23 protein-coding genes are annotated in these 26369 nt (G+C 60.6%); 12 read left to right on the top strand and 11 right to left on the bottom strand.

All coding sequences use genetic code 11. The features are described from left to right. Positions 1-9: 9 nt before the first annotated feature. The 8 genes from pyrH to I5P96_RS08755 all read left to right on the top strand — a co-directional run bounded on the left by pyrH (position 10) and on the right by I5P96_RS08755 (position 10897). Entirely contained in the window at positions 10-720 is a 711-nt protein-coding gene (gene pyrH, locus I5P96_RS08790; RefSeq protein WP_223381670.1) for a UMP kinase, read from the top strand. 84 nt (positions 721-804) lie between these two features. Further along, positions 805-1359, top strand: a complete 555-nt coding sequence (gene frr / locus I5P96_RS08785; protein WP_118553311.1) for a ribosome recycling factor — start codon at positions 805-807, stop codon at positions 1357-1359. Between the two features lie 110 nt (positions 1360-1469). Then, positions 1470-2183 carry a polyprenyl diphosphate synthase gene (uppS, locus tag I5P96_RS08780; RefSeq protein ID WP_118553310.1) on the top strand — a complete coding sequence of 238 codons (714 nt, stop codon included), beginning with the start codon at positions 1470-1472 and terminating at the stop codon, positions 2181-2183. A 37-nt stretch (positions 2184-2220) separates the two neighbouring features. Next, positions 2221-3081 carry a phosphatidate cytidylyltransferase gene (locus I5P96_RS08775; RefSeq protein ID WP_223381669.1) on the top strand — a complete coding sequence of 287 codons (861 nt, stop codon included), beginning with the start codon at positions 2221-2223 and terminating at the stop codon, positions 3079-3081. Between the two features lie 25 nt (positions 3082-3106). After that, the gene (gene dxr / locus I5P96_RS08770) at positions 3107-4258 is read left to right on the top strand and encodes a 1-deoxy-D-xylulose-5-phosphate reductoisomerase (protein WP_097792062.1); all 1152 of its coding nucleotides are present in this window, start codon (positions 3107-3109) and stop codon (positions 4256-4258) included. Between the two features lie 36 nt (positions 4259-4294). Beyond that, positions 4295-5455 (top strand): M50 family metallopeptidase, encoded by a 1161-nt coding sequence (locus tag I5P96_RS08765; RefSeq protein ID WP_223381667.1) that lies wholly within the window; start codon positions 4295-4297, stop codon positions 5453-5455. After that, positions 5421-6518 carry a flavodoxin-dependent (E)-4-hydroxy-3-methylbut-2-enyl-diphosphate synthase gene (gene ispG / locus I5P96_RS08760; protein ID WP_118553307.1) on the top strand — a complete coding sequence of 366 codons (1098 nt, stop codon included), beginning with the start codon at positions 5421-5423 and terminating at the stop codon, positions 6516-6518. Before I5P96_RS08765 ends, ispG begins: the two co-directional genes overlap by 35 nt. A gap of 89 nt (positions 6519-6607) precedes the next feature. Then, the gene (locus I5P96_RS08755) at positions 6608-10897 is read left to right on the top strand and encodes a PolC-type DNA polymerase III (RefSeq protein WP_223381665.1); all 4290 of its coding nucleotides are present in this window, start codon (positions 6608-6610) and stop codon (positions 10895-10897) included. Positions 10898-11102: 205 nt separating this feature from the next. On the opposite strand, the gene I5P96_RS08750 is transcribed toward I5P96_RS08755, so the two are convergent. Genes I5P96_RS08750 through I5P96_RS08740 form a run of 3 tightly spaced genes read right to left on the bottom strand, consistent with a single transcriptional unit; the run spans position 11103 to position 13248 of the window. Beyond that, entirely contained in the window at positions 11103-11540 is a 438-nt protein-coding gene (locus I5P96_RS08750) for an aspartate carbamoyltransferase regulatory subunit (protein ID WP_097792065.1), read from the bottom strand. Between the two features lies 1 nt (position 11541). Next, positions 11542-12480, bottom strand: a complete 939-nt coding sequence (gene pyrB / locus I5P96_RS08745; RefSeq protein ID WP_118553306.1) for an aspartate carbamoyltransferase — start codon at positions 12478-12480, stop codon at positions 11542-11544. Positions 12481-12495: 15 nt separating this feature from the next. Beyond that, the gene (locus tag I5P96_RS08740; RefSeq protein WP_223381663.1) at positions 12496-13248 is read right to left on the bottom strand and encodes a GntR family transcriptional regulator; all 753 of its coding nucleotides are present in this window, start codon (positions 13246-13248) and stop codon (positions 12496-12498) included. 187 nt (positions 13249-13435) lie between these two features. Between I5P96_RS08740 and I5P96_RS08735 the strand changes: the two genes are divergently transcribed. Then, entirely contained in the window at positions 13436-13978 is a 543-nt protein-coding gene (locus I5P96_RS08735) for a GNAT family N-acetyltransferase (protein WP_223381661.1), read from the top strand. 151 nt (positions 13979-14129) lie between these two features. Here I5P96_RS08735 and I5P96_RS08730 read toward each other — a convergent pair whose 3' ends face one another. Then, on the bottom strand, positions 14130-15500 hold the full coding sequence (locus I5P96_RS08730; RefSeq protein WP_223381659.1) for an MATE family efflux transporter: 1371 nt from the start codon (positions 15498-15500) through the stop codon (positions 14130-14132). Positions 15501-15676: 176 nt separating this feature from the next. Then, complete coding sequence (locus I5P96_RS08725; protein WP_223381658.1) at positions 15677-17683, bottom strand: TIM-barrel domain-containing protein; 2007 nt, start codon at positions 17681-17683, stop codon at positions 15677-15679. A gap of 252 nt (positions 17684-17935) precedes the next feature. Between I5P96_RS08725 and I5P96_RS08720 the strand changes: the two genes are divergently transcribed. The 3 genes from I5P96_RS08720 (at position 17936) to eis (ending at position 21241) form a co-directional block, all read left to right on the top strand. Then, positions 17936-18550, top strand: coding sequence for a sugar transferase (locus I5P96_RS08720; protein ID WP_118553301.1), 615 nt, complete (start codon positions 17936-17938; stop codon positions 18548-18550). 132 nt (positions 18551-18682) lie between these two features. Beyond that, complete coding sequence (gene aspS, locus I5P96_RS08715; protein WP_097792072.1) at positions 18683-20017, top strand: aspartate--tRNA(Asn) ligase; 1335 nt, start codon at positions 18683-18685, stop codon at positions 20015-20017. A 15-nt stretch (positions 20018-20032) separates the two neighbouring features. Next, a complete protein-coding gene (gene eis, locus I5P96_RS08710; RefSeq protein WP_097792073.1) occupies positions 20033-21241 on the top strand; it encodes an enhanced intracellular survival protein Eis in 1209 nt (402 codons plus the stop codon). 147 nt (positions 21242-21388) lie between these two features. Here eis and I5P96_RS08705 read toward each other — a convergent pair whose 3' ends face one another. The 6 genes from I5P96_RS08705 to I5P96_RS08680 all read right to left on the bottom strand — a co-directional run bounded on the left by I5P96_RS08705 (position 21389) and on the right by I5P96_RS08680 (position 26358). After that, positions 21389-22027 carry a GDSL-type esterase/lipase family protein gene (locus tag I5P96_RS08705; RefSeq protein ID WP_223381656.1) on the bottom strand — a complete coding sequence of 213 codons (639 nt, stop codon included), beginning with the start codon at positions 22025-22027 and terminating at the stop codon, positions 21389-21391. A 22-nt stretch (positions 22028-22049) separates the two neighbouring features. Next, on the bottom strand, positions 22050-22985 hold the full coding sequence (locus I5P96_RS08700) for an ROK family protein (RefSeq protein ID WP_223381654.1): 936 nt from the start codon (positions 22983-22985) through the stop codon (positions 22050-22052). A gap of 15 nt (positions 22986-23000) precedes the next feature. Beyond that, on the bottom strand, positions 23001-23705 hold the full coding sequence (locus I5P96_RS08695; RefSeq protein WP_223381652.1) for an N-acetylmannosamine-6-phosphate 2-epimerase: 705 nt from the start codon (positions 23703-23705) through the stop codon (positions 23001-23003). Further along, positions 23698-24159, bottom strand: coding sequence for a YhcH/YjgK/YiaL family protein (locus tag I5P96_RS08690; RefSeq protein ID WP_223381650.1), 462 nt, complete (start codon positions 24157-24159; stop codon positions 23698-23700). The genes I5P96_RS08695 and I5P96_RS08690 overlap by 8 nt, the downstream gene beginning before the upstream one ends. Before the next feature lie 82 nt (positions 24160-24241). Beyond that, complete coding sequence (locus tag I5P96_RS08685; protein WP_223381648.1) at positions 24242-25171, bottom strand: dihydrodipicolinate synthase family protein; 930 nt, start codon at positions 25169-25171, stop codon at positions 24242-24244. Positions 25172-25389: 218 nt separating this feature from the next. After that, the gene (locus I5P96_RS08680; RefSeq protein ID WP_223381646.1) at positions 25390-26358 is read right to left on the bottom strand and encodes a carbohydrate ABC transporter permease; all 969 of its coding nucleotides are present in this window, start codon (positions 26356-26358) and stop codon (positions 25390-25392) included. Positions 26359-26369 lie beyond the last annotated feature (11 nt).

The raw sequence follows: 26369 nt of genomic DNA, 5'->3' as shown, positions 1-26369 counted from the left end.
GTATTGATTATGGCATTGAAATATCAGCGTATCCTTCTGAAGATCAGCGGCGAAGCTCTGGGCGGCGAAAAGGGCACCGGCTTTGATGAGCCGACCATGGACGCCATCTGCGGCGGCGTGAAAAAGGCGCACGATCTGGGCGTACAGATCGGCATCGTCGTGGGCGGCGGCAATTTCTGGCGCGGCCGTTCCAGTGGCAAGATGGAGCGCACCCTGGCCGATAAGATCGGGATGCTGGCCACGGTGATGAACGCGCTGGCCGTCTTCGACAAGCTGGAGCAGCTGGGCGTCCCGACCGAGGTGTTCACCTCCATCACCATGCCGCAGGTGGCACCGGCCTTTACCCGCAAGGACGCGCTGCGCGCTATGGAGGAGGGCAAGATCGCCGTCTTTGGCGGCGGCACGGGCAACCCGTTCTTCTCCACCGATACGGCCACCGCACTGCGCGCCGTGGAGGTGTCCGCCGATGTGATGTTCAAGGCGACCATGGTGGATGGCGTCTACGATAAGGACCCCCACAAGTACCCCGACGCAAAGAAATACGACACCCTGACCTTTACCAAGGTGCTGGAAGATCAGCTGGCCGTCATGGATGGCACCGCAGCCACCCTCTGCCGGGACAACAAGCTCCCCATCCTGGTGTTCGATCTGGCAGACCCGGACAACATTGCAAAGGCCGTGCAGGGCGAGAACGTCGGCACTCTGGTCTACGAGGGCTGAGCATAGCCCGCACCCCGCAGCAATAGAATGAGACAGGCGGCCCCGCTGCCTGTGCAGAATAAGTACAAACAGGAGACAACGACAATGAGCAGCAACACTAAGGCATTCGAAGAAAAGATGAAGAGCACCGTCGAGCACCTGAACCGTGAGCTGGCTTCGGTTCGCGCAGGCCGTGCAAACCCCGCCGTTCTGGACAAGGTGAGCGTGGATTACTACGGCGCTCCCACCCCCATCCAGCAGGTGGCATCTGTGGCCGTCAGCGAGGCCCGCACCCTGACCATCACCCCGTGGGACCGCACCCTGCTGCGCGCCATCAGCAAGGCCATCCTGGCCAGCGATGTGGGCATCACCCCCATTGATGACGGCCAGACCATCCGCCTGAACTTCCCGGCCCCCACCGAGGAGCGCCGCAAGCAGCTGGCCAAGGAAGTCTCCAAGCTGGGCGAGGATGCCAAGGTCGCGACCCGCAACATCCGCCGCGAGGCCATGGATAAGGCCAAGGCCATGAAGAAGGCTGGCGAGCTGACCGAAGATACCCAGAAGACCATGGAAGAGGATGTCCAGAAGCTGACCGACAAGTATATCAAGATCATCGACGCAGCCGTTGAGGAAAAGCAGAAGGAGATCATGTCCGTCTGATCGCCGCGGCGAACGAGACCTTTCCAAGTGCCGTGTGCTGGTCGTAGTGCGCGGCACTTTTTGCCGACCGGCAGAGGCAAGAGATCTTTGCCGCAGATAGGAGAAGTACAATGGAGCATCCCAAAGAATTCGCCGAGGGCCTTTCCATCGGCATCATCATGGACGGCAATGGCCGCTGGGCCAAGCAGCGCGGCCTGCCCCGCACCGCAGGCCACAAAAAGGGCGCAGCCGTCTTCCAGGACATCGCCAACTACTGCGAGGAACTGGGCGTTTCGTCGGTGTATTTTTACGCCTTCTCGACCGAGAACTGGAAGCGCCCCCTCGAAGAGGTCAGCGCCATCATGAAGCTGTTCGGCGAGTACCTGCTCAAGGGTTTCAACTACAAGGACCGCAACATCCGCATCAAGTTCCTCGGCGACCGCGCTGCGCTGGACCCCAAGCTCCAGAAGCTGATGAATGAGCTGGAAGGCGACTCTGCCTCCAAGACCGGTATGACCCTGAACATTGCCGTCAACTACGGCGGCCGCCCGGAGATCGTCCGCGCTGCGCAGCAGCTGGCGGCCAGAGTAGCAGCAGGGGAGCTCAAGCCCGAAGAGATCACCGAAGAGATGATGTCCGATGCCATGTACACCACCGGCCAGAAGGACCCGGATTTCATCCTGCGTCCGAGCGGAGAAAAGCGCCTGTCCAACTTTATGCTGTGGCAGGCGGCCTATTCGGAGCTGGTGGAGATGGACGTTCTGTGGCCGGACTTCACCCGCGATGACCTCGACGCCGCCATCACGGAGTTCAACAAGCGCTCCCGCCGGTTCGGCGGCATCTGAATCGTCCCCGGCAAACACAACCAAGGAGAAACACTCTATGAAAACACGAATCATAACCGCCGTGGTGGGCATCCTCGTTCTGATCGGTGTGCTCTTTACCTTTGACACGATGATCTTCAACCTTGTGATCGCTGCCATCACCCTCATTGCCATCCACGAGATCTATATGGCCCTCGGCTTCGAAAAGAAGGACTGGCTGCTGTACGCCGTCAACGTGCCGTATACGCTGCTGATCATGCTGTCCAGCTATTCCGTCTGGCGGGCGCTGGTCATGCCGGCTTCGTTCCTGCTCGTGCTGTTCTACGCCATCTATCTCGTGGTGCGCAACGGCACCATCAGCTTTGCGAAGACCAGCGGCCTTGTGATGTTTTCGGGCATCGTGATGTTCTGCTTCTATTCGTTCATCCGGCTGAAGGAACTGCTGCCTGTGGCGGAATACGGCTATGATGCGATCTTTTTCATCCTGCTGATCCTCTGCTTTGCCTGGGGCGGCGACACCTGCGCCTACTTTGCAGGCCGCGCCTTCGGCAAGCACAAGCTCTGCCCCGTGGTCAGCCCCAAGAAGACGGTCGAAGGTGCCATCGGCGGTGTGCTGGGCACGATGGTCTGCGGCGTGGTCGTCACGGTGATCTACTCCATCGCAGCCGACCGACTGGAGGCTTTCACCCGCTCGAACATCGGCGTCTCGATGTATGTCGTCATTGCGCTGCTGGCCTGTGTGGCGGCGGTGCTGGGCATCTACGGCGACCTGTTCGCCAGCGTGGTCAAGCGCCAGTGCGGCATCAAGGACTACGGCACCATCTTCCCCGGCCACGGCGGCATCCTGGACCGCTTCGACAGCGTTATGTTCATCGCACCCTTCGTCACGATGGTCATCATCGCTGTGTTCTATCGCTGATTTGCTCAATTTAGGAGGAAACACGATGTCTAAAAAAATCACTCTGCTGGGCTCTACCGGCTCCATCGGCACCCAGAGTCTGGACGTTATCCGCGCACAGGGCTATGAGGTGTTCGGCCTGTCGGCCCACAGCCACGTGGAGAAGATCCTGGAACAGATCGAAGAGTTCCACCCCCGGTACGTCTGCATGACGGACCCCGGCGCAGCGGCCCGGCTGGACGCTGCACTGGCAGGCCGCGCCCAGGCGCCCCGGCTGCTGACCGGCCCGGAGGGCCTCAAGGAGCTGGCCGCGATGGACGGCCCCGATGTGGTGCTGAACAGCGTGGTCGGCATTGCCGGTCTGGGCGCCAGCCTGACCGCCATCGAGAGCGGCCATGACCTGGCACTGGCCAACAAGGAAAGCCTTGTCACCGGCGGCCATCTGGTCACGCAGGCGGTGGCGAAGCACGGCGTCAAGCTGCTGCCTGTGGACAGTGAGCACTCCGCCATCTTCCAGTGTTTGCAGGATAAGGAGAGCGCCAAGAGCCTGACCAAGATCCTGCTGACGGCTTCCGGCGGGCCATTCTTTGGGATGAAGACCGAGGAGCTGCGCGGCAAGACCAAGGCCGATGCCCTGAAGCACCCCAACTGGAACATGGGGGCCAAGATCACCATCGACTCCGCCACCCTGATGAACAAGGGTCTGGAGCTGATCGAGGCCGTCTGGCTGTTCGGTCTGCCCCCGGAGAAGATCCAGATCGTGGTCCAGCGCCAGAGCGTCGTCCACTCCGCCGTCCAGTACAGCGACAACTCCATCATCGCGCAGCTGGGTGTGCCCGATATGCGCATCCCCATCCAGTACGCACTGACCTACCCGGCCCGTGTGCCGGGCGTGGTGCCGGAGCTGGATTTCACCACCCTCAAGCTGCTGACCTTCGATGTGGCCGACGAGGAGACCTTCCGCTGCCTTGCTGCCTGCAAAAAGGCCATCAAGAAGGGCGGCCTCGGCCCCTGCGCCGCCAACGGTGCCAACGAAGAAGCCGTCAAGCTCTTCCTCGAAGACAAGATCGGATTTTTGGACATCGGCCGTCTGGTGGAGGCTGTGGTGGACAGCGACCGCTTCGGCGGCGACTACACGCTGGCCGACGTGTATGAGTGCGACAGAATGGCCCGCGCCTTCGTGCGCAGCCACCTGTAAGCGCGAACGGCTTATGAAATCATTTTTGGAGAAACTATGTCTTTTATCATTACCCTTTTGGCTGCGGTGTTCGTGTTCAGCGCAGTGATCGCCATCCATGAGTTCGGCCATTTTGCAGTCGCCAAGCTCTGCGGGGTGCAGGTCAACGAATTTTCCATCGGCATGGGGCCTGTTCTGCTCAAAAAGACGCAGAATGGCACCCAGTACAGCCTGCGAGCGCTGCCGGTGGGCGGATTCGTGGCGCTGGAAGGGGAGGAGAGCCCAGAGAGCCAGCAGGCAGAGAAAGGGGAGCGTCCCGATGCGGAACCCCAGACGCCCCCTTCGTGTTCTGACGCAGACGGCTCCCCAGATGGAGGAGCCGGGAACGAGGAAGCACCGGCGCAGCCTGTCGGCAAGCCGCTGAACGAGGCGGCGGTCTGGCAGCGGGCCCTCATCATGGCGGCGGGTGCGTTCATGAACTTCCTGCTGGGATTCGTGGTCATGGTCATCCTCATTGCGGCACAGAGCGAACCCATCACCAGCCGGGTCATCTACGCCATCGACGATGGTGCCCTCTGCGGCCAGACGGGTCTGGAAGCAGGGGATCAGGTGCTGGCCGTCAATGGCCGCCGGTGCTTTGTGGCGAACGACATGCTCTATGAGCTGATGCGTACCGAGGACTACGCCGCCCGCTTCACTGTTCTGCGCGGCGGCGAAAAGGTAGAACTGCCCTGCGTCCGGTTCGACACCTGGCAGGATGACAGCGGCGAGACCCACATGAGCCTTGGCTTTACGGTCTACGGCATCCGGAAAACACCGGCCAACGTGGTAAAAGAAGCATGGAACAGTGTGCTCTATTATGGGCGCATCATCTTCACCTCCCTGATGGACCTGCTGCGGGGCCGGGAGAGCATCAACGACCTCTCCGGCCCGGTGGGCATCGTGACGGCCATCGGGCAGGCGGCCAGCTATGGCTGGCAGGACCTGCTCCAGCTGCTGGTGCTCATCACCGTGAACCTAGGCATCTTCAATCTGCTGCCCTTCCCGGCATTGGACGGCGGCAAGGTGGTGTTCCTGCTCATCGAGGGCGTTACAGGCCATGCAGTGCCGGAAAAGATCCAGAGCGGGCTGACGCTGGCGGCGTTCGCGCTGCTCTTTGGCCTGATGCTCTTCGCAACATACAATGATATCCTCCGGCTCATCACCGGGGCGGTCTAAAGAAAGGAAAACGACAATGCGGCAGCTGAAACGAGAAGTAAAGATCGGCAATGTGACCATCGGCGGAAACAATCCCATCGCGGTGCAGACCATGCTGAACGTCCCGGTGGAGGACATCGAGGGCAATGTGGCGCAGGCGAAACGCTGCGAGGCAGCGGGCTGTCAGATCCTGCGCGTGACCTGCCCCAGCGCAGCAGACGCCAAGTGCATCGAGGCCGTCAAGAATGCGGTGAATATCCCCATCGTGGCGGATATCCACTTTGATTACAAGGCCGCACTGGCCTGCGCGGACGTGGGCGTGGATAAGATCCGCATCAACCCCGGCAACATTGGCGACGACGACCGCGTCAAGGCCGTGGTGCAGGCCTGCCAGCAGAAGAATATCCCCATCCGCATCGGCGTCAACGGCGGCAGTCTGGAAAAGCACATCCTGGCCCGGTATGGCGCACCCGTGCCCGAAGCCATGGTGGAAAGTGCGCTGTATCACGTCCGCCTGCTGGAAAAGTTTGATTTCAACAACATCGTCATCTCCATCAAGAACTCCAACGTCCCCCGCATGATGGAGGCCTACCGCCAGCTGAGTGCCGTCACCGATTACCCGCTCCATGTGGGCGTCACCGAGGCGGGCACCTACCAGATGGGCCTGCTGAAGTCCGGCATGGGCATCGGCGGGATGCTGCTGGAAGGCATCGGCGACACCATCCGCGTCTCGCTGGCTGCGGAGCCGGAAAAGGAAGTGGAAGCGGGCTACAACATCCTGCGCGCGGTCGGCTTCCCGGTGGCCGGCCCGGAGGTCATCACCTGCCCGACCTGCGGCCGCACCCAGTACCCCTGCACCGAGATCGCCAACGAGGTCGAAAAGCGGCTGCAAGGTTACAAGAAATCCATCAAAGTGGCCGTCATGGGCTGCGTGGTCAACGGCCCCGGTGAGGCCCGCGAAGCCGATATCGGCATTGCCGGCGGCAAGGGCGAGGCCGTTCTGTTCATCCACGGCCAGCCCATCAAGAAGCTGACCGGGGATAATATCCTCGACCAGTTCATGGATGAAATCTATAAGATCTGACGGAGAATCTGAACCATACGCTGCTGCGCTCTTTTGAAGAAGAGCGCAGCAGTTTGTGCTGTCAACGCATCGACCAAAGGAGTACCATTGTGACACCACTCGTATCCCAGCTGTGGCCGCAGTTCATGGCGGACCCGGATTTCGCGTCCTGCTTCGGGCGCGTTGCCGTAGAGCATGCCCAGATGCTGCGGCAGGAGCGGCAGGTCATCTTCACCCTGCGCAGCTCCGCTCCGCTGGACAAGGGGCTGTGTGCGCGGCTGACGGCCTCGCTGCAGCCCGATTATGAGGGCTTCGAACTGCGCATCCACAACCTCTTCGGTTATCCCTCACTGAACGAAACGGCCCTGCGGGAGCTGATGGAGGAGATGAAGCGGGATGGTGTGCCAATCAACGGCTTTCTGGACCGGTGCACCATCCGCATCACCGGGCAGAACATCGCCATCGGCGTCTGCCACGGCACCAAATTCTTGCAGGAGATGGAGTTTGAGCGCCTGCTGGCCGAGCGGGTGGCTGCGCACACCGGCGTCAAGCCCAAAGTCACCCTGACCAGTGCGGTGGGTGAAGCCGAACTGCGCCAGATGGAGGAAAAACTGGAGCGCAAGATCGCGCCGCCGGTGGTCAAGTTCGAGAAAAAGAACACCGCTCCGTCCATCAAGGTGGACGGCCTCGACCTCACCGACAAACCCGTCACCATCTTCCACGGAAAGATGTTTGCCCCCAAGAACCTCACGCCCCTCAAGGAGCTGGGCGGCGAGGGCGGCAAGTGCATCATCTGGGGCGACGTCTTCTTCACGGAGGTCAAGGGCAATTACCGCAAGATCTACACCGTTTCCATCACCGACTACACCGGTTCCATCAACCTGAAGATCCGCGCGCAGGAAGGGGAGGACTGCTCGAAGTGGGAGTCCATCGCCAAGGGCACCACCATCATCGTCCGCGGCGACTGCTCGTATGACAAATATGAACATGACTACATCGTGTATCCCTACGATGTGCTGTTCGTTGAGCGGAAAAAGCGGGAGGACCACGCCCCGGTCAAGCGGGTGGAGCTGCATCTGCATACCAAGCTGTCCAGCATGGATGCGTTCTGCGACCCCGGCGGCATCGTCCGGCTGGCCCATCGGATGGGGCACCCGGCGATCGCCATCACCGACCACGGCGTCTGTCAGGGCTACCCGGAAGCCATGTTGGCAGCGGACGACATCCACAAAAGCGACCCGAACTTCAAGCTCATCTACGGCTGCGAGGCCTATTTCGTGGACGACATGATCCCCTGCGTCTACGGTGTGCAGGATGCGCCCCTGACGGGGGAGTTCTGCGTGTTCGACACCGAGACCACCGGGCTGGACCCCAACGTGGAGTACCTGACCGAGATCGGCGGCGTCATCGTGAAAAACGGCGAAGTCGTGGAGGAATTTGACACCTTCGTCAAACCCGGCAAGCCCATCACACCTAAGATCACCGAGTTGACCGGCATCACCAATGAGATGGTCGCCGATGCCCCCAGTGAGGCCGAGGCATTGCAGGCGTTCCTGGATTTTGCAGGCGGGCGCATTCTGGTGGCCCACAACGCCCACTCGTTCGACATCCGCTTCCTCCGCATCGCGGCCAAACGGAGCGGCATCTCGTTTGAACCGACCTATATCGACACCCTGACCATGGCGCAGGCCATGTACCCCGGCTTGCACAACTACAAACAGGGCACCATCAACAAGCATCTGGAACTGCCCGCCTACGAGGCCCACCGCGCCTGCGAGGACGCCGGGGCGCTGGGCCGCATTTTCTGCGTGATGCTGAAGGACCTGGAAGAAAAGCAGGTCACAGCCGTCAGCGACATCAACACCGGCCTGGGCGGCAACCGCGAGGTGCTGAAGAAGAAATACTACCACCTCATCATTCTGGTCAAGAACCAGATGGGCCTGAAAAATCTGTACAAGATCGTCAGCGAGGCCCATGTCAACTACTTCTTCAAAAAGCCCCGTGTGCCCCGCAGTCTGCTGAACAAGTACCGCGACGGCCTCATCCTGACCTCCGCCTGTGAAGCAGGCGAGCTTTACCGCGCCATCGTGGAGGGACGCTCCTACGAGGAATTGAAGAAGATCGCGGCCTATTACGATGTGCTGGAGATCCAGCCGCTGGGCAACAACGCCTATATGGTCCGCGAGGGCAAGGTGGACAGCGAGGAGGTCATCAAGGATTTCAACCGCACTGTCATCCAGCTGGGCGAAGACCTGCACAAGCCGGTCATCGCCACCGGCGACGTCCATTTCACCGAGCCGGAAGACGCCATCTACCGCTCGGTCCTTCAAGCGGGCAACGGTTTCAAGGATGCCGACAACCAGCCGCCGCTGTTCTACCGCACCACCGAGGACATGCTGAAACAGTTCAGTTATCTGCCCAAAGAAAAGGCGTATGAGATCGTCGTGACCAACCCGCGCAAGATCGCGGCTTCCATTGACGGCAATGTCCGCGCCATCCCGCGCGGCACCTACCCGCCCAGCATTGAGGGTGCAGAGCAGCAATTGCGCGATGCAACGTGGGAACACGCCAAGCGGGATTACGGCGACCCGCTGCCGGAGATCGTCGAGAAGCGGCTGCAAAAGGAGCTGGACTCCATCTGCGGCCATGGCTACGCGGTCCTGTACGTCATCGCGGTCAAGCTGGTGGCCTACTCCAATGCGGGCGGCTATCAGGTGGGCAGCCGTGGCTCGGTCGGCTCGTCGGCTGTGGCCCACTTCTCCGGCATCTCGGAGGTCAACAGCCTGCCGCCCCACTACCGCTGCCCCAAGTGCAGACACAGCGAGTTCATCACCGACGGCAGCGTGGACGACGGCTTCGACCTGCCGGACAAAAACTGCCCCCACTGCGGCACCCGGATGCTCGTGGACGGCCACGACATCCCGTTCGAGACCTTCCTGGGCTTTTACGGCGACAAGGAGCCGGATATCGACCTGAACTTCTCCGGCGAGTATCAGTCCAACGTCCACCGCTACACCGAGGAGCTGTTCGGCAAGGCCAACGTCTTCAAGGCCGGCACCGTGTCCGGCATCCAGGACAAAACGGCGTATGGCTACGTCAAAAAATATCTGGAAGAGCGGGGGAAAACGGTCAACCACGCCGAGGAGAACCGCCTGACGCTGGGCTGCACCGGCGTCAAGCGCACCACCGGCCAGCACCCCGGCGGCATGGTCGTCGTGCCCGACACCTACGAGATCTACGACTTCTGCCCCATCCAGCACCCGGCCGATGACGTGGCGGGCGGCCTGCTGACCACCCACTTCGAGTTCAAATACCTCCACGACACTCTGCTCAAGCTGGACGAACTGGGTCACGATATGCCCACTTTTTACAAGTATTTTGAGGAGTACACCGGCATCCCGATCGACTCCATCCCCATGAACGACCCCAAGGTGTACAGCCTGCTGACCAGCCCGGAAGCGCTGGGCGTGACGCCGGAGCAGATCGACAGCCAGACCGGCACCTTTGGCATCCCGGAAATGGGCACGAACTTCGTGCGCGGAATGCTGGTGGAGGCCCGGCCCAAAAACTTCTCCGAGCTGATCCAGATCTCCGGCCTGTCCCATGGCACGGACGTCTGGACCAACAACGCCGATGAGCTGATTCGCAGCGGCACCTGCACCATCGCCGAGGTCATCGGCTGCCGTGACAGCATCATGCTCTACCTGCTCCGCAAGGGGCTGGAACCGAAGATGGCCTTCGATATCATGGAGGCCGTCCGTAAGGGCAAGGTGGCCAAGGGCGGCTTCAAGCCCGGCTGGGAAGAAGCCATGCGGGAACACGAAGTCCCGGACTGGTACATCGAGTCCTGCCGGAAGATCAAGTATATGTTCCCGAAAGCCCATGCGGTGGCCTACCTGATGTCGGCCATCCGGCTGATGTGGTTCAAGATCTATCGTCCCCAGGCGTTTTATGCGGTCTACTTCACGGTGCGCGGTGACGACATCGACTACGAAGCCGCTGTGGGCGGTGCCGCAGTGGCCCGCGCCCACATGAACGAGGTCAAGCGCCGCCTGAAGGAAGAGAAAAACGCCAAGGACGAAGACGTCCTCGTTTCGCTGCAGCTCGTCAACGAGATGCTGGTGCGCGGCTATGAGTTCCTGCCCATCGAACTGGGCAAGAGCCGCGGTTCCAGCTACATCGTGGAGGACGGCAAAGTCCGTCTGCCGTTCTCGTCGCTGAAGGGTCTGGGCGGTTCCGCTGCCGACGCACTGGAAAAAGCGACCATCCAGGGGCAGGAGTATCTGTCCATCGAGGAATTGCAGCAGGCGTCCGGCGTCAGCAACGCCATTCTGGACCGCCTGCGCCAGGTGGGGGCCCTCGGCGACCTGCCGGAGAGCAGCCAGGTGAGCTTCTTCTGAACTAATAAAAAACATCTGTAGTCTACTTCGTTGAAGAGAAGCACTTGAAGTGCACCATATCAAGCAGACAGAAAAATATTAAGAGCGACGTCAGTATGCGGTTGACGTCGCTCTTTGTGCGCCTTTCGGCGCGGCTGGTATTGTGGCCCCTATGGGGCCGTTCTGCATACCCCGCGTTTCCACGCGGGGTTATGATTTGTACCGATTATTCCGGTTTGACCTGCAGCTCCTGCTCGCAGTAGATGCAGCGATACTTGCCGTTGGAGCTCAGCTCAAAGATCTGGTCGCACTCTTCCTCAATGGAGGAGATGCAGCGCGGATTTTTGCACCGCACGATGTTGACCAGACGCTTGGGGGGCTGGGGCTTCTCCTTCTTGACCGCCTTGCCATCCTGGATGATGGTCACGCTGATGTTGGGGTCCAGGTAAGCCAGGACGTCCAGATTCAGCCAGGAAGCATCGCCCTCCACCTTGATGATGTCTTTGCGGCCGCATTCGGCCTTGTGGGAGCGGGCGTTCTGGATCAGAGCCACATTGGCGGTGCGGTTGCCCTTGATGCCCAGCAGATCCATCAGGCCCATAGCGGTGCCTGCCTTGATGTGGTCGATCACGATGCCATTCTGAATCTCATCAATATTCAGCATTTCAATGTTCCTCCTTGGTTTTGGGGTCGGCCAGACCCAGCAGCGTCATGATGAGCGCCATGCGGACGTAGACGCCATTCTGCACCTGCTCAAAGTAAGCGGCGCGGGGGTCGTCGTCCACGTCCAGTGCGATCTCATTCACGCGGGGCAGGGGATGCAGCACGGCCATGTGTTCCTTGGCCAGCGCCATCTTGTCGCTGGTCAGGATGTAGCTGTTTTTCAGGCGGACGTAGTCTTCCTCGTTGAAGAAGCGTTCCTTCTGCACACGGGTCATATAGAGGATGTCAAGCTCCGGCATGGAGTCCTCCAGGCTGCGGGTCTCGCGGTAGGCGATGCCGTTGGCTTCCAGCACATCCTTGATGATATAGTCGGGCACACGCAGCTCTTCCGGGCTGATGAGCACGAAGCGGATGTTTTTGCAGCGGGCCATGGTCTTGATGAGGGAGTGGACGGTGCGGCCGAACTTCAGATCGCCGCACAGGCCAATGGTCAGATCGTCCAGACGGCCCATCCGGGTGCGGATGGTCATCAGGTCGGTCATGGTCTGGGTGGGGTGCTGGTGGCCGCCGTCGCCCGCGTTGATGACCGGGATGCGGGAGTAGCGGCTGGCGCGCAGGGGCGCACCTTCTTTCGGGTGGCGCATGGCCACGATGTCGGCGTAGCAGGAGACCACACGGATGGTGTCGGCAACGCTTTCGCCCTTGGAGGCACTGGAAACGTTCTCACTCGGAAAACCCAGCACATGGCCGCCCAGGTTCAGCATGGCCGCCTCAAAGGAGAGGCGGGTGCGGGTGGACGGCTCGTAGAACAGGGTGGCGAGCTTTTTGTGGGCCGCGACGTCCTGGTAAGCAGCCGGGTCGCTGCGGATGCGGTCAGCCAGGTCCAGCAGGGAAGTGATCTCTTCCGGGCTGAGATCCAAGGGGTCGATCAGATGGCGCATGGATTTTTACCTCCGTCAAAGTAATTTTCGCAGAATGGAAAAATCGAAGAAGTTGGTGTAATAACTGAGCGAGCGCATGACCGGATGACACAGCCGGTTGAAACAGATCTCGTCGAGCAGCAGCATGGCCTCGCCCGGTGCCAGCCGCATGGCAGCGCGGATGGACTCATCGCCGCAGCTGGCCTTCAGGTGCGCCACGTTGGACGAGATCTGCTGGCTGCACTCCTGCTCCAGGATATCGAACACGCCGCCGCTCAGGTCGATGCGGGTATAGTCCCGGTTGCCAAACAGGGCGCGGGGCAGATAATCGATGGAGTAGATGACCGGGGTGGTGTCGGCGAGGATGCGCTTTTTGATGCAGATCACCTCATCCCCCGGTTCAATGGCCAGGTCGTGGGCCAGCTCGGCCCCGGCGCGGATGGGATAGATCTGGATGCCATCGGCGTGGGGGTAGCTGCCAAAGCTGCGGATCAGCGGGTAGTATTCCAGCTTCTGGTCCAACCGGCTGCGCAGGTTGAGCACCGTGCGGTTGACCACGGTGCCGATGCCGCGCACCCGCTCGATGTAACCGGCGCGCTCCATCTCGCTCAGAGCATCGCGGATGACCGTGCGGCTGACGCTGAGCTGTGCAGCCAGATCGACCTCTGCGGGCAGACGGTCTGCGTCGGCGTAGCGCCCGGTGCGCAGTTCCTCCAGCAGGGCCGACACAATGCGGTCGCTGATGACTGCCCCGCCCAGGCGGATAGACGAAGAGCTGGAATCTTTCATAGGTTGTATCCTCCGGTTCACGGGCGGGAAGCTCCCGCCTGGACTTTCCGAAAAACTGCCCGGCAACCCCAAAGTTTTACTGGACAAATTTTCTTGTATTCATTATAACATAAGATGAGATGATTTCAAACGGCAATTCTACTGGAATCCGGAAGAAAGTATGATTTTATTTTGGAGGGTCTTGGAAATGGAACTTCTGCTGAACAAAGTGTGCGGTCAGCCCGCCGCACTTCCCGTTGCGGTGCGTCGGTGCGGCCCGGCGGACGCCGCCGCGTTTTACGCGCTGCAAAATGAGGTGCGGGCCGCCATGCCGCACCCAGAGCAGTTTGTGCCCGACACACAGGAAAACATCACAGCCTATCTTGCACACGATCTGTGCCTGGGCGTGTTCGATGGAGAGCGGCTGGGGGCCTATTTCATCCTGCGGTACTGTGGGCAGAGCGAACACAACTATGCGGCCTTTCTGGGCATCCCGCAGGCCGAGTGGGACCACTGGGCCAATGCCGACAGCGCCGTCGTCCACCCGGACTGGCGGGGCAACGGCTTGCAGCGGAAGCTGCTGGAAGCCGCCCTGCCGCTTCTGCGGCCCGGCATCGTGGGCATCGGGGCGACCGTCAGCCCGGAAAATCAGTACAGCCTAAACAACGCGCTCGCCTGCGGCTTCACCATTGCGACCCGCCGGGAGATGTACGGCGGCTATGACCGGTATCTGCTCGAAAAAAGGATATGAAAAAGCAGGGCTGTTGCGTACTCCTCCAGTCACGGCATTCGCCGTGCCAGCCCCCTCTGGGAGGGGGCCTAAAAGCCTCCCTCTTAGAGGGAGGTGGCATCGCGTGAGCGATGTCGGAAGGAGTACGCAACAGCCCTGTTCTTTTTTGAGTTTAAGCCGCGATCTTTGCCGGCTGCCCTGCGTTGTTCATTTTGTGCCGCACCACCAGCAGGCAGGCGAGGTGGACGGAAGCGGTCAGGAGCCAGCTGATGGGGTAGCTGATGTACAGCGTGGTCGTGGAGCGGAACAGCTGGAAGATGGTGGCGATCCACACCAGACGGAGCAGGCAGCTGCCCACCAGACTGACGATCATGGGCAGGACGGAGTAGCCCCGACCGCGCAGGCAGCTGGCCAGCGTGTCCATGATGCCGCAGAGGAAGTAGCTGGTGCAGATGACCTTCATCCGGGCCAGACCGGCGGCAACGACCGTTTCATCGGTGGAATAGAAGTGGAGCAGCCCCTCACCGGCAAGGTAGGCACCGCCGCCCAGCACGATGCCGACCACCACGGCGCAGAGCAGGCAGTTCCGCATGACGCGGTCGAGGTTGTCATACCGGCGGGCGCCCACGTTCTGGCTGGTGAAGGTGACTGCGGCCTGAGCAAAGGCGTTCATGCCGGTATAGATGAAGCCCTCAATGTTGGCAGCAGCCGAGTTGCCCGCCACGATCGTGGAGCCGAAGGAATTGACTGCCGACTGGATGACGACATTGGAGAGGCTGAACACGGTGCTCTGCAGACCGGCAGGCAGGCCGATCTTCAGGATCTGCACCAGCGCCCCCTTGTGGAAGCCCAGATGCCGCAGGTCGAGGTGAAGGGGGCCTTCTTCTTTCATGAGCAGGACGGTGACCATGAGGGCAGAGACCGTCTGGCTGATGATGGTGGCCAGCGCCACGCCCGCCACACTCATCTGGAACAGGATGACGAAAACGAGGTTCAGCACCACATTGATGACGCCGGACACGGCCAGACAGTACAGCGGGCGGCGGGTATCGCCCACGGCGCGCAGCAGCGAGGCGTTGAAGTTGTACAGCATGGTCATTGGCATCCCGATGAAGTAGATCTTCAGATACAGCGTCGAAAGGTCAATGACGTCTTCCGGGCAGGACATCAATTCCAGCAGGCCGCGTGCCGCGAAAAAGCCGACAAAGGCCAGCAGCACACCGCTGACGAGCCCCAGCGTGACAGAAGTCTGGACGGTGTTCTGCACCCCGCGCTCGTCTTTGGCACCAAAGCAGCGGGCTGCGACGACGTTCGCGCCCAGCGAAAGCCCTACGAACAGGTTGACCAGCAGGTTGATGAGCGCACCGTTCGAGCCGACAGCGGCCAGCGCGGTGCTGCCCGCGAACCGTCCGACGACCACCACGTCTGCAGCATTGAACAGGAGCTGCAAAATGCTGGATGCTGCCAGCGGCAGGGAAAACAGGATGATCTTTTTCAGCAGCGGGCCGCTGGTCAAATCGCCCGTCCGGGTCAGTTGTGCCATGAATCGCTTCCTCCTTGCATCAGGCTGAGATCAAAAAATCGTTGTTTTTCATCAGAAAGCGCCGCCTTCCGGAGAGGGCGGCGCAATTTCTTATTATTATAGTCCCTGAAAACGTAAATTACAAGCAAAAATTGGATAAAATCGAGCCGAAAGGCTGCGTTTCCGGTGCGGACGGCTCAGCTCCGGATGAGCCGCCAGTGCTCCGGCGCGTCATAGTCGGTGGTGAAGCCGTCGTCGGTGTACATCCGGTAGGCGGCAGAGCCTCCGTCCGGGAGATAACTCCACAGGGTCAGCTGCGTGTCGTCCAGCTGGGCGGTGTTGTCGGCCGGTGCTGCCACCGGCACGATGCAGCCGGGCCGGAGGAAGAGCAGCACCTCATCCAGCGCACAGCGCAGGTAGTGGTGCCCGGCGGGGAGGACTTCCTCGTCGTAGTCGTCCACGCTGCGCAGGCGGAGCATCTTCATGGGCTCCGGCAGATAGACCATCCGGCCATGGGTGTTTTGGGTGTAGATGGGCGCGGCCATCAGCCCTTCGCCGAGCAGGAGCTGGTCCTGCACCTCGCGGGCGTCGGGGTCGGCGGGGTAATCAAAGGCCAGCGGGCGGAAGTAGGAACCATTTTCAAGCGCTGCCTTCATGAATTCGCTGTACAGGTAGGGCAGCAGGGCGTAGCGCAGGTGCAGCATCCGGCGGATGGCGGGCAGCATCTCCGGGAAGCAGTAGTATTCCTGCATCCGGGTCCCGATGGCGGAGTGGTTGCGCATCAGCGGCGTCAGGAGGCCGAATTCCAGCCAGCGCAGGGCAAGGTCCGGCGTGGTGTCAGAGCTGAAGCCGCACAGGTCGGCACCGGCATACAAAAAGCCGCACATCTGCACACTGGGCATCATCTGAATGTTGGCCAGCAGCTGCCCCCAGGAGGCGTTGTTGTCGCCCAGCCAGATGCCGCCGTACCGGTGCGAACCGATCACGCTGGAACGGCTGTACAGCAGCATCCGCTTTTCCGGGTGCTGTTTTGCGAAGGCTTCGCCCGCTGCGCGGGTCATGCTGCCGCCGTAGAGGTTGTGCACCCTGTCGTGACGGATCTTCTGGCCGTTCACTTCGTGGTAGAAGCTGGCATAGTCTTCGGGGCTGTTCATCAGGCCCATCGCGCCGCCCACGACCTGGCTGAAAAAATCCTCCTGCTCGATGTTGTCCTTTTCGCGCAGAGCGGCCATGGAGTCCAGAAAGGCCCGGAGCCGGTCCGGCGAGTAGAAGAGGGACGGTTCGTTCATGTCGTTCCAGAAGCCCTCGATGCCAAGGTCGGTCAGAACCTTGTACCGCCCGCCGAACCATTCCCGCACCTCTGGCCGCAGGAAATCGGCAAAGTAGGCCTTGCCGGGCCAGACTGCCGCCGCGAAGGGGGTGCCGTCGGCCTTTTTGCAGAAGTAGCCTTTTTCCAGCCCCTCTTTGCAGGTCGCGTCGGCATCGTCGATGCGGATTCCCGCGTCGATGATGGGCACCAGCCGGATGCCCTCCGCCTTCAGCTCATCGGAGAGCTTTTTCAGGTCGGGGAAACGCTCCCGGTTGACGGTGAAATCGGCGTAGCCCTGCATGTAGTCGATGTCCATGCAGATCATATCCAGCGGCAGGCCGTTTGCCTTGTATTGGCGGGCGACCTCCCGCACATCTTCTTCGGTCTTGTAGCCCCAGCGGCTCTGCGCCAGACCGAACGCCCACTTCGGCGGGATGTAGCTGCGCCCGATGAGGGCACGGAACTCTTTGCAGAGCGCGTTCTCGTCCCCGCCGGAGAGGACGTACAGCTCGTAGTCCGGCTCCTCGGTGTGGAAGCACAGCGTGTCGTGCCGGGTGTAGCCGATGTCATAATGGACTTTTCCGGGGAAATCCACAAAGAGACCGAAGCAGTCCTCCCCGTTCCGGATGAGCAGAAAATTGTGCGCACCATAGTACGAAAGCTTGTCCTCGGTGTGGTGCGATTCATCGGTGTTGTTGGCGATGTAATGCCAGCCGCGCTTGTTCAGCCCGCGGGGCATCTCGCCCAGGCCATAGACGACGCAGTCTTCCCGCATCCGATACGTCCAGCCTTCGGCGGCCGGGGTCAGAAAGGGGACGCTGCCTGCGCAGAGGGGGAGCACCTGCTCGACGCTCCCGGTGGGGATGGGATGCCCGAAAGAAAATCTCTGGATCATGATGGAACCCTCCTTTATGATAAAAAACGCACGACGTCATTCCAGTGGTATGATACGGCAGAACGCCGCCCGAAACAAGGGGGAAAACCGGCTGAAAAATGCAACAAAACCGGCGTTTGCCCGGCGGCGGGCTGCCCATACTCCGGATGCGGGTGTTCCGGAAAACCTTGCGCGATGAATTGAAAAATGTCGGAGAGCTTGGTATACTAGAATCGTTCCATCTACACCAACGAATAAGGGAGAGAAAGTTCTATGTATCGTAACGGCATCAAGCGGCTGCTGGCGGTCATCCTGTCGCTTTGCGGCATGATCGTGTTATCGCCGCTGCTGCTCATCCTCTGCATCGCCATCAAGGTGGATTCGCCGGGCCCCATCCTGTTCAAACAGAAGCGGGTGGGCATCCACAAACAGCATTTCAACATCCTCAAATTCCGCACCATGCGCATGGATACCCCGCATGATATGCCCACCCACATGCTCAAGGACCCGGACCAGTATATCACGCGGGTGGGGCATTTTCTGCGCAAAACGAGCCTCGATGAGCTGCCCCAGCTGTGGAACATCTTCGTGGGCGACATGGCGGTCATCGGCCCGCGCCCGGCGCTGTGGAACCAGTATGACCTGCTGGCCGAGCGCGACAAATACGGAGCCAACGATGTCCGCCCCGGCCTGACCGGCTGGGCGCAGATCCACGGCCGCGATGAGCTGGAGATCGACGAGAAGGCCAAGCTCGACGGCTACTATGTGGAGCATCTGAGCTTCGGCATGGATGTGAAGTGCTTCTTTGGCACCATCGTCGCCGTGCTGGACCACGACGGCGTCGTCGAGGGCGGCACCGGCACCCTGCACGAAAAGAAAAAAGGGTAAGGGACAGCGCAAAGCATGAACGAAGAGGCCGCAGCGGGGAGAAGTTGCGGACGAAGATGGGGGTTTTGGGTTGATTTCTCCCACAAAAAGGCTATAATAAAAAAGTACACAAGAATACGAAGGAGGATTTCCATGAACCGCACCTACATCAACGAGGTACAAAAGGAAATTGGCAATACGGTCAAAGTCCAGGGCTTTATCGAGAACCTGCGCAACAGCAAAGCCATGGCCTTTATCGTGCTGAAAGATATTACCGGCAAGCTCCAGATCACTGTTGAGAAGGCCGACCACCCCGAACTGGTGGACACCATCGACCAGCTGACCCCGGATTCCGTCATCACCGTCACCGGCAAGGTGGTGGAGAACGATTACGTCAAGATGGGCGGCATCGAGATGATCCCCACCGCCATCGAGATCGAGAGCATTTCGGACGCACTGCCCATCGTCCGCAAGGAGATCGCCGCGACCAAGAAGAAGAAGGCCGTCGAGCGCTCCAGCATCGACCAGCGCATTGATTACCGCTGGGTCGATCTGCGCACCGATGAGAACCAGCTGATGTTCAAGGCCCAGAGCTGCATGGTCAACGCCATGCGCAAGTTCCTGCTGGACCAGAACTTCATCGAGATCCATACCCCCAAGCTGATCGCTGCGGCCAGCGAGAGCGGCTCCGAGGTGTTCAAGGTCGATTACTTTGACCGCAACGCCTACCTGGCACAGAGCCCCCAGTTCTACAAGCAGATGGCCATGGCGGCCGGCTTCGAGCGCATCTTTGAGACCGGCCCCGTCTTCCGTGCCGAGAAGAGCTACACCAACAAGCACGCCACCGAGTTCTCCGGCTTCGATCTGGAGTTCAGCTACATCACCTCCTTCCGCGATGTCATGAAGATGGAGGAAGAACTGCTGAAGGCTGGCCTTGCCGCCGTCAAGGAAGCATACGGCGAGCAGATCCAGGAAGCCTTCGGTCAGGAGGTCATCGTCCCGGAGACGCCGTTCCCCGTGGTCAAGCTGGCCGACCTGTACAAGGGTCTGGAAGAGGAGTTCGGCTACACCGTCGATGATTCCGAGAAGGGCGACCTGACCACCGAGGCCGAGCGCCTGAGCTACGAGTGGGTCAAGAAGCACTATGGCCATGAGTTCCTGTTCATCACCGATTACTCTGCCGAGAAGCGCGCGTTCTACCACATGCGCGACGAGAACGGTGTGCCTCAGGGCTACGACCTGATCTGGCGCGGTGTCGAGATCACCACCGGCGCACAGCGCGAGCATCGCTATGAGGTGCTGAAGAAGCAGGCCGAGGAAAAGGGTCTGGCCGAGGATGTCAAGTTCTATCTGGAGTTCTTCCAGTATGGCTGCCCGCCGCACGGCGGCTTCGGTCTGGGCATCGACCGCCTGACCATGCTGCTCTGCGGTCTGCCCATCAAGGAAGCCGAGTTCCTGTTCCGCGGCCCCAACCGTCTGACTCCGTGATGATGGGGCGTTATCATGAACGCCGCAGAACATTATACCACCCGCTATCTCGAACCGAAGGATCTGGACCAGTACAACGCGCTGCTGCGGTATACCTTTCAGGTCACGGAAGAGGAACTGACCGCCACCGGCTGGAAGGACGATGAGATCAAGCAGTCCAAGTTCCCGGTGCTGGAGCGCGCCGATGTGCTGGGCTGCTTCGATGGCGAAGACCTCATCTCGCAGTTCGCGGTCTACCCGCTGAAGATGAACATCTACGATACGGTGTACCATGTCGGCTTTGTCACCAGCGTCTGCACCTACCCGGAGTACACCGGGCAGGGCATCATGAAAAAGCTGATGATCCAGGGCCTGACCCAGATGCACGAGGAGGGCAAATCCTTCGCGCTGCTCTACCCGTATTCCATCCCGCTGTACCATCATCTGGGGTGGGAGATCGTCTCCAACAAGATCTCGTTCAACATCAAGGACCGGCAGATCCCCACCAAGGTCAAAGCGCCCGGCTACGTCCGCCGCGTCTCCTGGGACAACACCGAGTTCCATGAGCTGCACTCCCACTTTGCGTCCATCACCCATGGGTGCCTGTTCCGCAACAGCCTCGCGTGGGAGGAATACTGGCGCTGGGACGAGGACGACACCAATGTGGCCGTCTATTACAACGTCAAGGACAAGCCCTGCGGCTACATGGTCTACCTCATCAAGAACGACATCATGCACATCAAGGAAATGGTCTATCTGAACCGCGAGGCGCAGAAAGGCCTGTGGGAGTACATCCACGCTCACGATTCCATGATCGACGAGGTGCACGGCAGCACCTATTTCAGCGAACCCATCGCCTTTGAGATGGACGATGGCGACATCAAAGAGAGCATCCGCCCCTATGCCATGGGCCGCATCATCGACGTGGAAGACTTCCTCGCCGATTATCCCTGCGACCCGGACGGTGGCACCCTGACCATCGCGCTGGAGATCGAGGACAAGCTCCTCCCATGGAACGACCGCACCTTCACGGTGAAGTTCGAAAACGGCGAATGCACCCAGACCCAGGAACCGCCGGAGCATCATCTCAAAATGGGCATCGGCACCCTTTCCACCCTGCTGCTGGGCTATAAGACGGCAGAACGTCTGTATGAGCTGGAGCGCATTGAGGGCAGGGAAGAGGCCGTTGAGCGTCTGGACGATGTGCTCTTCCACAAGATCCCGTACATCTCGGATTACATCTGAACAAACCATAAAACCCCTCTCCGTCATTGCTTCGCAATGCCGCCCCGCCCAAAGGGCGGGGTTTGGTGCTGTATGTTACGGCATCAAAAAGCTCCCCCTTTCGGGGGAGCAGGCATGCGTCAGCGTGGCGGAGAGGGTTTTATTCGCTCAAAGGAGCGTCGGCACCAGTTCGGCCAGCTTTTCAGCCAGCTGTGCGTGGCCGTGGCGGGTCAGGTGCATGAAGTCGATCTGGTTGAACTCGCACCCCTCTGCATCGAGGAAATGCACATGGTTGCGCGCGGCGATCATCTGGAACTGCGCGGCCACCCCGCGGGACTTCTCCACGCAGCCGTCGCCCATGACTTCGTCGTGGAAGCCCTCCTTGATGCGGGGCGGTGCCACGATGAGGATGTTGGGCTCCTTGCCGCCCCAGCAGTCCACGCTCTTGCACTTCTGGATCAGCCGCTCCATGCCGACGCCGATGCAGGCGGCGTTGGCACCAAAGCGCTCCTTGACGTCGTTCGTGCCCAGCATGATGATGAGCAGGTCGATGACCTCATGGCTCTTCAGCAGGGCATACGCGACGCTCAGAGCGTCCATGGATTCGTGGATGGGGTCCACGAAAACGGTCGTCCGGCCGGACAGGCCCTCTTCGGTGACGAGGTACTGGCTGCCCAGTGCGGTCTGCAAACGGCAGGTCCAGCGCTCGTCCTCGTTGAAGCGGATGCCGCCGTCGGCGTTGTCCTTCGGGTCGGCACAATAGCCGTGGGTGTTGGAGTCGCCCAGGCAGAGAATGTGAGTTTTCATCGCAAATACACTCCTTTTTGAGTTATCGTTCCGGATGACTCTGGCGGAAATAGTAGATGGCACCGACCATTCCGGCGTCGTTGTGCAGCTGGGCGGCGCGGATCTCCAGCCCTTCAGCAAAGGCGGGCATCACGGATGCTCTCACCTTGGCCGCAATGGGGTCGATGAGCAGCTTCTGCTGGGCGCTCACGCCGCCGCCGATCAGGATCAGCTGGGGGTTGAAGATGTGCACCATGCCGGCAAGGCCCTGGGCGATCTCATCCGTCCAGTGGTCCAGCAGGGCAAGGACGGTCTCGTTGCATGCCTGCGCAGCGGCGAAGATCGCGCGGCCATTCGTCCAGGCGGGGTCTTTCTCCTGCGCAGCACGGACGAGTGCGGTGGTGGCGGCGTAGCGCTCCCAGCAGCCCGCAGCTCCGCAGGTGCACGGCACACCATCGAGCGCGTGGAGCCGGTAGTGGCCCAGCTCGCCGCCCAGACCACGGGCACCTTCCAGCAGGCGGCCCCCGGTCAGGATGCCGCCGCCGACGCCGGTGCCCAGCGTCACCCCGATGACGTCGGTATAGCCCTTTGCGCCGCCGACCCAGACTTCGCCCAGGCACATGCAGTTGGCGTCGTTCGCTACGGTCACGGGCAGGCCGAACAGCGATTCGAGTTCCGCTTTGATGGGGGAGCCGATGTAGTGGGGCAGATTGCCGCAGGTGCCGACGACCGTTCCGGCGCGGCTGTCGATCTGGCCGGTGGCCGAAACGCCCACGCCGACAAGGGCGGCAGGGGAGAGGCCCTGCGCTTCTACAAAGGCTTTGGCTGCCTTGCACACCGTGGTCAGGATGGGCGTTTCGTAGCCGTCAAAGCTGACGCTCTCCTCGGCTTTGGCCAGCACGGCACCGGTCTCATCCACGATGCCTAGCTTGACGGAGGTGCCGCCGATATCAATGGCAAGATACTGTTTTGTCTTCATAAAAACGTCTCCGCGTCAGTGGTTCATGGCGTTGATGGCACCGGTGAAACGGGCCGTGATCTCAGCGGGGCGGGTGATGGCACCGCCGACCACGAGGGCGAACGCACCGGCTTCCAGTGCCTTGACGGCCTGTTCGGGATAGTGGATGTGCCCCTCGGCGATGATCTTGGCCGGGCACTCGGCGGCCAGCTTGTGGACGAACGCGAAGTCGATGTCGTTGATGCCCTGAGTCTCCGGGGTGTAGCCGCGCATCGTGGTGCCCACAAAGTCAGCACCGGCTTCGGCGCAGGCCATGGCATTTTCAAAATTGTCGCAGTCGGCCATCAGCAGCTGGTCGGGATACTTCGCCTTGATGGCGCGGATGAATTCCGCAGAGGTGGAGCCGTCCGGGCGGAGCGCACCGGTGCCCTGCACGGCGAGGATGTCCACACCGCAGGCCACCAGCTCGTCCACTTCCTTCATGGTCACGGTGATGTACATCGGGGTGCCGGGGTAGTCCTTTTTGATGATGCCGATGACGGGCAGGTCCACGACGGCCTTGATCTGGGTGATGTCGCGCACCGTGTTGGCGCGGATGCCGACGGCCCCGCTCATGGCGGCGGCTTTGGCCATCAGGGGCATCACGCCGCCCTCCTTGGTGTACAGCGGCTCGTGCTCCAGCGCCTGGCAGGAGACGATTAGGCCGCCCTTGATCTGAGCAAACAGTTTTTCCTTATCCATGGTATTTATCCTCCATTCTGATCTTTACGACTGCTTTGCGCACATTCCGGCAATCGGGCTGTGCAACGCCGGGCTTGTGCAGCTCGCCGGGGAAGAAGAGCACGAACCGCCCGCCGCCCAGGGTACCGAACACGGCGTCCGGGCTGTCCTGAAAGCCGATGTCCGGGGCATAGGGCTTCACTTCGGTGCCGGGTGCGGTCTCGTAGCCCCAGCCCTCGCTGCCGGTCAGGTCGATCTGCAGATCGGCGTAGATGCGGTGGTATTCCGGATGCGAGCCTTCGTTGGGGTGGAGTTCGGCATCCATCACGTTGATGAACACGTTGTCGCCGTCCACTTCGGTGCGGCCCAGCGGCAGGGTATTCAGGTCGCAGGCCATCAGAAAGGTGATGGCCGTGTCGAGGTTCTTGTGGAAGCCCTGATACAGGGTCAGGTGCTCCAGAGTATCGCAGATCATAAGGTCCCTCCATCAAAAAGAGCGCCGACCCTCTCCCCTCAGAAACGAGACGGAAGAGGGGGCGCTTTTTCAGTTTACAGATTTACAGTTTCGCAATGGCAGCTTCGATCATGGCCTGTGCCTCGGCCACGATGGGCTCGTCTTCGGGGATGAGGCTGGGCATCGGCTCACGGACGCCGCCCAGCTCCAGACCGTACATCCGGCGCAGGATCTCTTTCTGCACGGCGTACAGGTTGCCGTGTGCCTCGCACATCTTGTAAATGATGCGGTCGGCCTCGTACTGGAGAGCCTGAGCTTCCTGGATCTCGCCCTTGTTGATGTGCTCATTCATGGCCAGATACAGTTCGGGCATGACAGCATAGGTGCCGCCGATGCCGCCGTCGGCGCCGATGACGCGGCCGGAAACGAACTGCTCATCCGGGCCGTTGAAGACCACGAAATTGCCCTCGCCGCGGGCAGCGATGCCGGCATCCTTGAACATCTGGATGTCCTGGGTGGGCATGGAGCTGTTCTTGACGGCCACCACGTTGGGGTTCTTCAGCATTTCCTTCAGCAGGCTCATGGTCAGTGCCGTGCCCGCCAGCTGGGGAATGTTGTAGATGACGAAATCGGTGTGGGGAGCAGCAGCGGACATGGCGTTCCAATACTTGGCGATGGCATACTCCGGCAGGTGGAAGTAGATCGGGGGGATGGAAGCAATGGCGTCCACGCCCACGCTCTCAGCGTGCTTTGCCAGCTCGACGCTGTCGGCGGTGTTGTTGCAGCCGACATGGGCAATCACGGTGATCTTGCCCTTGGCTTCGCTCATCACGGCCTCCAGGACCTGCTTGCGCTCATCGGGGTGCTGGTAGATGCACTCACCGGACGAACCGCCGACATACACGCCCTTGACGCCCTTGGCGATCAGGTGGCGGGTGAGGGCCTTGACGCCCTCCACGGAAATGTGGCCGTCCTTGTCATAGCAGGCATAGAACGCAGGGATGACACCCTGATACTTGGAAATGTCTTTCATGATACTTGTCTCCTTCTCTATCGAATCATGGTTCAGACGTTGTTTGTTGGGGGAGGAAAACCAAAACAGCAAGCTCGTGCGCTCTCTGTTCGGGAAGCGGAAGCAGTGCCCTCTTGCGGTGCCCTGCATCCGCTTCGGCCCTTGAGCGGGCCTCGCGTCTTGCAGACCGCTGCGCCAAAAATCCCTCCCTGTTTCCGCCGCAGGCGGCGGTCGGGATTTTAGCCCTTAACCGCACCCATTGCGATGCCCTTGGTGAAGTACTTCTGGAAGATGAGGAAGATGATGATGATGGGCACAGCAGCCAGTGCGGCACCGGCCATGATCAGGCCGAAGTCGGTGCTGTTCTCTGCCTGCAATTTTGCAATGCCCAGCGAAATGGTCAGGTTGCTGGTGCTGGACAGCATGATCAACTGCATGAAGTAGTCGTTCCAGCTGTTGATGAAGGTGAAGATGGCCAGCGCACCAACGCCCGGTTTGACCATCGGCAGAACGATGCTGATAAAGGTCTTTGCTTCGCTCGCACCGTCGATGCGGGCCGCTTCCAGCATTTCGGTGGGGATGCCCTCACTGAACTGTTTCATCAAAAAGACACCGAATGGCCAGCCGACGATGGGGAAGATGACGGCCCAGATGGTGTTATACAGGTTCAGGGAGCTCATCTCACGCAGCAGGGGGATCAGGATGACCTGCTTGGGCAGTGCCATGGCGCAGACGATGAGGGTGAACAGCACCTTGCGGCCGACGAAGCGCTTCTTGGCCAGCGCATAGCCCGCCATGGCGGCGGTGATGCAGGTCAGGATCATGGAGGTAACGGCCATGAACACGGTGTTGATCATCCAGCGCAGCGCAGCCGGAGCCGTGGGGCCGACGGAGAAATAGATGGGCTCGCCGTCGCTGCTGAACCGTGCGCTGAAGGGGATGGCCAACTGCCACAGCGGAGCGCTCTTGCCCGCGAACAGCTTCTGGTAGTTGGTCAGCACCCACTCATGGGGCCACCACTCCGGGGTGGTGGAGTTGATGGCAGCGCCGGTCTTGAACGAACCGGTGATGATCCAATACAGCGGGAAAGCGAACGTCACCGCAACGATGCTGATGAGGATCAGCGTCAGGATGGTGTAGGCGCTGGCTTTCTTGAGCTTGCTGGGGTGCCGCTTCAACGGCTTTTGTTTCTTTTCAGTTGCACTCATTGTTTGGCACC

It is taken from the genome of Faecalibacterium prausnitzii, from assembly GCF_019967995.1.
In the GTDB taxonomy this organism is placed as follows: Bacteria; Bacillota; Clostridia; order Oscillospirales; family Ruminococcaceae; genus Faecalibacterium; species Faecalibacterium prausnitzii_E.
The sequence above is the reverse complement of the archived record's forward strand: the minus strand, read 5'-3'. Positions and strand labels throughout refer to the sequence as shown.

Bases quoted from the DNA above. Each gene is read 5' to 3' on its own strand.
- pyrH (WP_223381670.1), top strand. From the start codon at position 10: ATGGCATTGAAATATCAGCGTATCCTTCTGAAGATCAGCGGCGAAGCT.
- frr (WP_118553311.1), top strand. From the start codon at position 805: ATGAGCAGCAACACTAAGGCATTCGAAGAAAAGATGAAGAGCACCGTC.
- uppS (WP_118553310.1), top strand. From the start codon at position 1,470: ATGGAGCATCCCAAAGAATTCGCCGAGGGCCTTTCCATCGGCATCATC.
- I5P96_RS08775 (WP_223381669.1), top strand. From the start codon at position 2,221: ATGAAAACACGAATCATAACCGCCGTGGTGGGCATCCTCGTTCTGATC.
- dxr (WP_097792062.1), top strand. From the start codon at position 3,107: ATGTCTAAAAAAATCACTCTGCTGGGCTCTACCGGCTCCATCGGCACC.
- I5P96_RS08765 (WP_223381667.1), top strand. From the start codon at position 4,295: ATGTCTTTTATCATTACCCTTTTGGCTGCGGTGTTCGTGTTCAGCGCA.
- ispG (WP_118553307.1), top strand. From the start codon at position 5,421: ATGATATCCTCCGGCTCATCACCGGGGCGGTCTAAAGAAAGGAAAACG.
- I5P96_RS08750 (WP_097792065.1), bottom strand. From the start codon at position 11,540: ATGCTGAATATTGATGAGATTCAGAATGGCATCGTGATCGACCACATC.
- pyrB (WP_118553306.1), bottom strand. From the start codon at position 12,480: ATGCGCCATCTGATCGACCCCTTGGATCTCAGCCCGGAAGAGATCACT.
- I5P96_RS08740 (WP_223381663.1), bottom strand. From the start codon at position 13,248: ATGAAAGATTCCAGCTCTTCGTCTATCCGCCTGGGCGGGGCAGTCATC.
- I5P96_RS08735 (WP_223381661.1), top strand. From the start codon at position 13,436: ATGGAACTTCTGCTGAACAAAGTGTGCGGTCAGCCCGCCGCACTTCCC.
- I5P96_RS08730 (WP_223381659.1), bottom strand. From the start codon at position 15,500: ATGGCACAACTGACCCGGACGGGCGATTTGACCAGCGGCCCGCTGCTG.
- I5P96_RS08725 (WP_223381658.1), bottom strand. From the start codon at position 17,683: ATGATCCAGAGATTTTCTTTCGGGCATCCCATCCCCACCGGGAGCGTC.
- I5P96_RS08720 (WP_118553301.1), top strand. From the start codon at position 17,936: ATGTATCGTAACGGCATCAAGCGGCTGCTGGCGGTCATCCTGTCGCTT.
- aspS (WP_097792072.1), top strand. From the start codon at position 18,683: ATGAACCGCACCTACATCAACGAGGTACAAAAGGAAATTGGCAATACG.
- eis (WP_097792073.1), top strand. From the start codon at position 20,033: ATGAACGCCGCAGAACATTATACCACCCGCTATCTCGAACCGAAGGAT.
- I5P96_RS08705 (WP_223381656.1), bottom strand. From the start codon at position 22,027: ATGAAAACTCACATTCTCTGCCTGGGCGACTCCAACACCCACGGCTAT.
- I5P96_RS08700 (WP_223381654.1), bottom strand. From the start codon at position 22,985: ATGAAGACAAAACAGTATCTTGCCATTGATATCGGCGGCACCTCCGTC.
- I5P96_RS08695 (WP_223381652.1), bottom strand. From the start codon at position 23,705: ATGGATAAGGAAAAACTGTTTGCTCAGATCAAGGGCGGCCTAATCGTC.
- I5P96_RS08690 (WP_223381650.1), bottom strand. From the start codon at position 24,159: ATGATCTGCGATACTCTGGAGCACCTGACCCTGTATCAGGGCTTCCAC.
- I5P96_RS08685 (WP_223381648.1), bottom strand. From the start codon at position 25,171: ATGAAAGACATTTCCAAGTATCAGGGTGTCATCCCTGCGTTCTATGCC.
- I5P96_RS08680 (WP_223381646.1), bottom strand. From the start codon at position 26,358: ATGAGTGCAACTGAAAAGAAACAAAAGCCGTTGAAGCGGCACCCCAGC.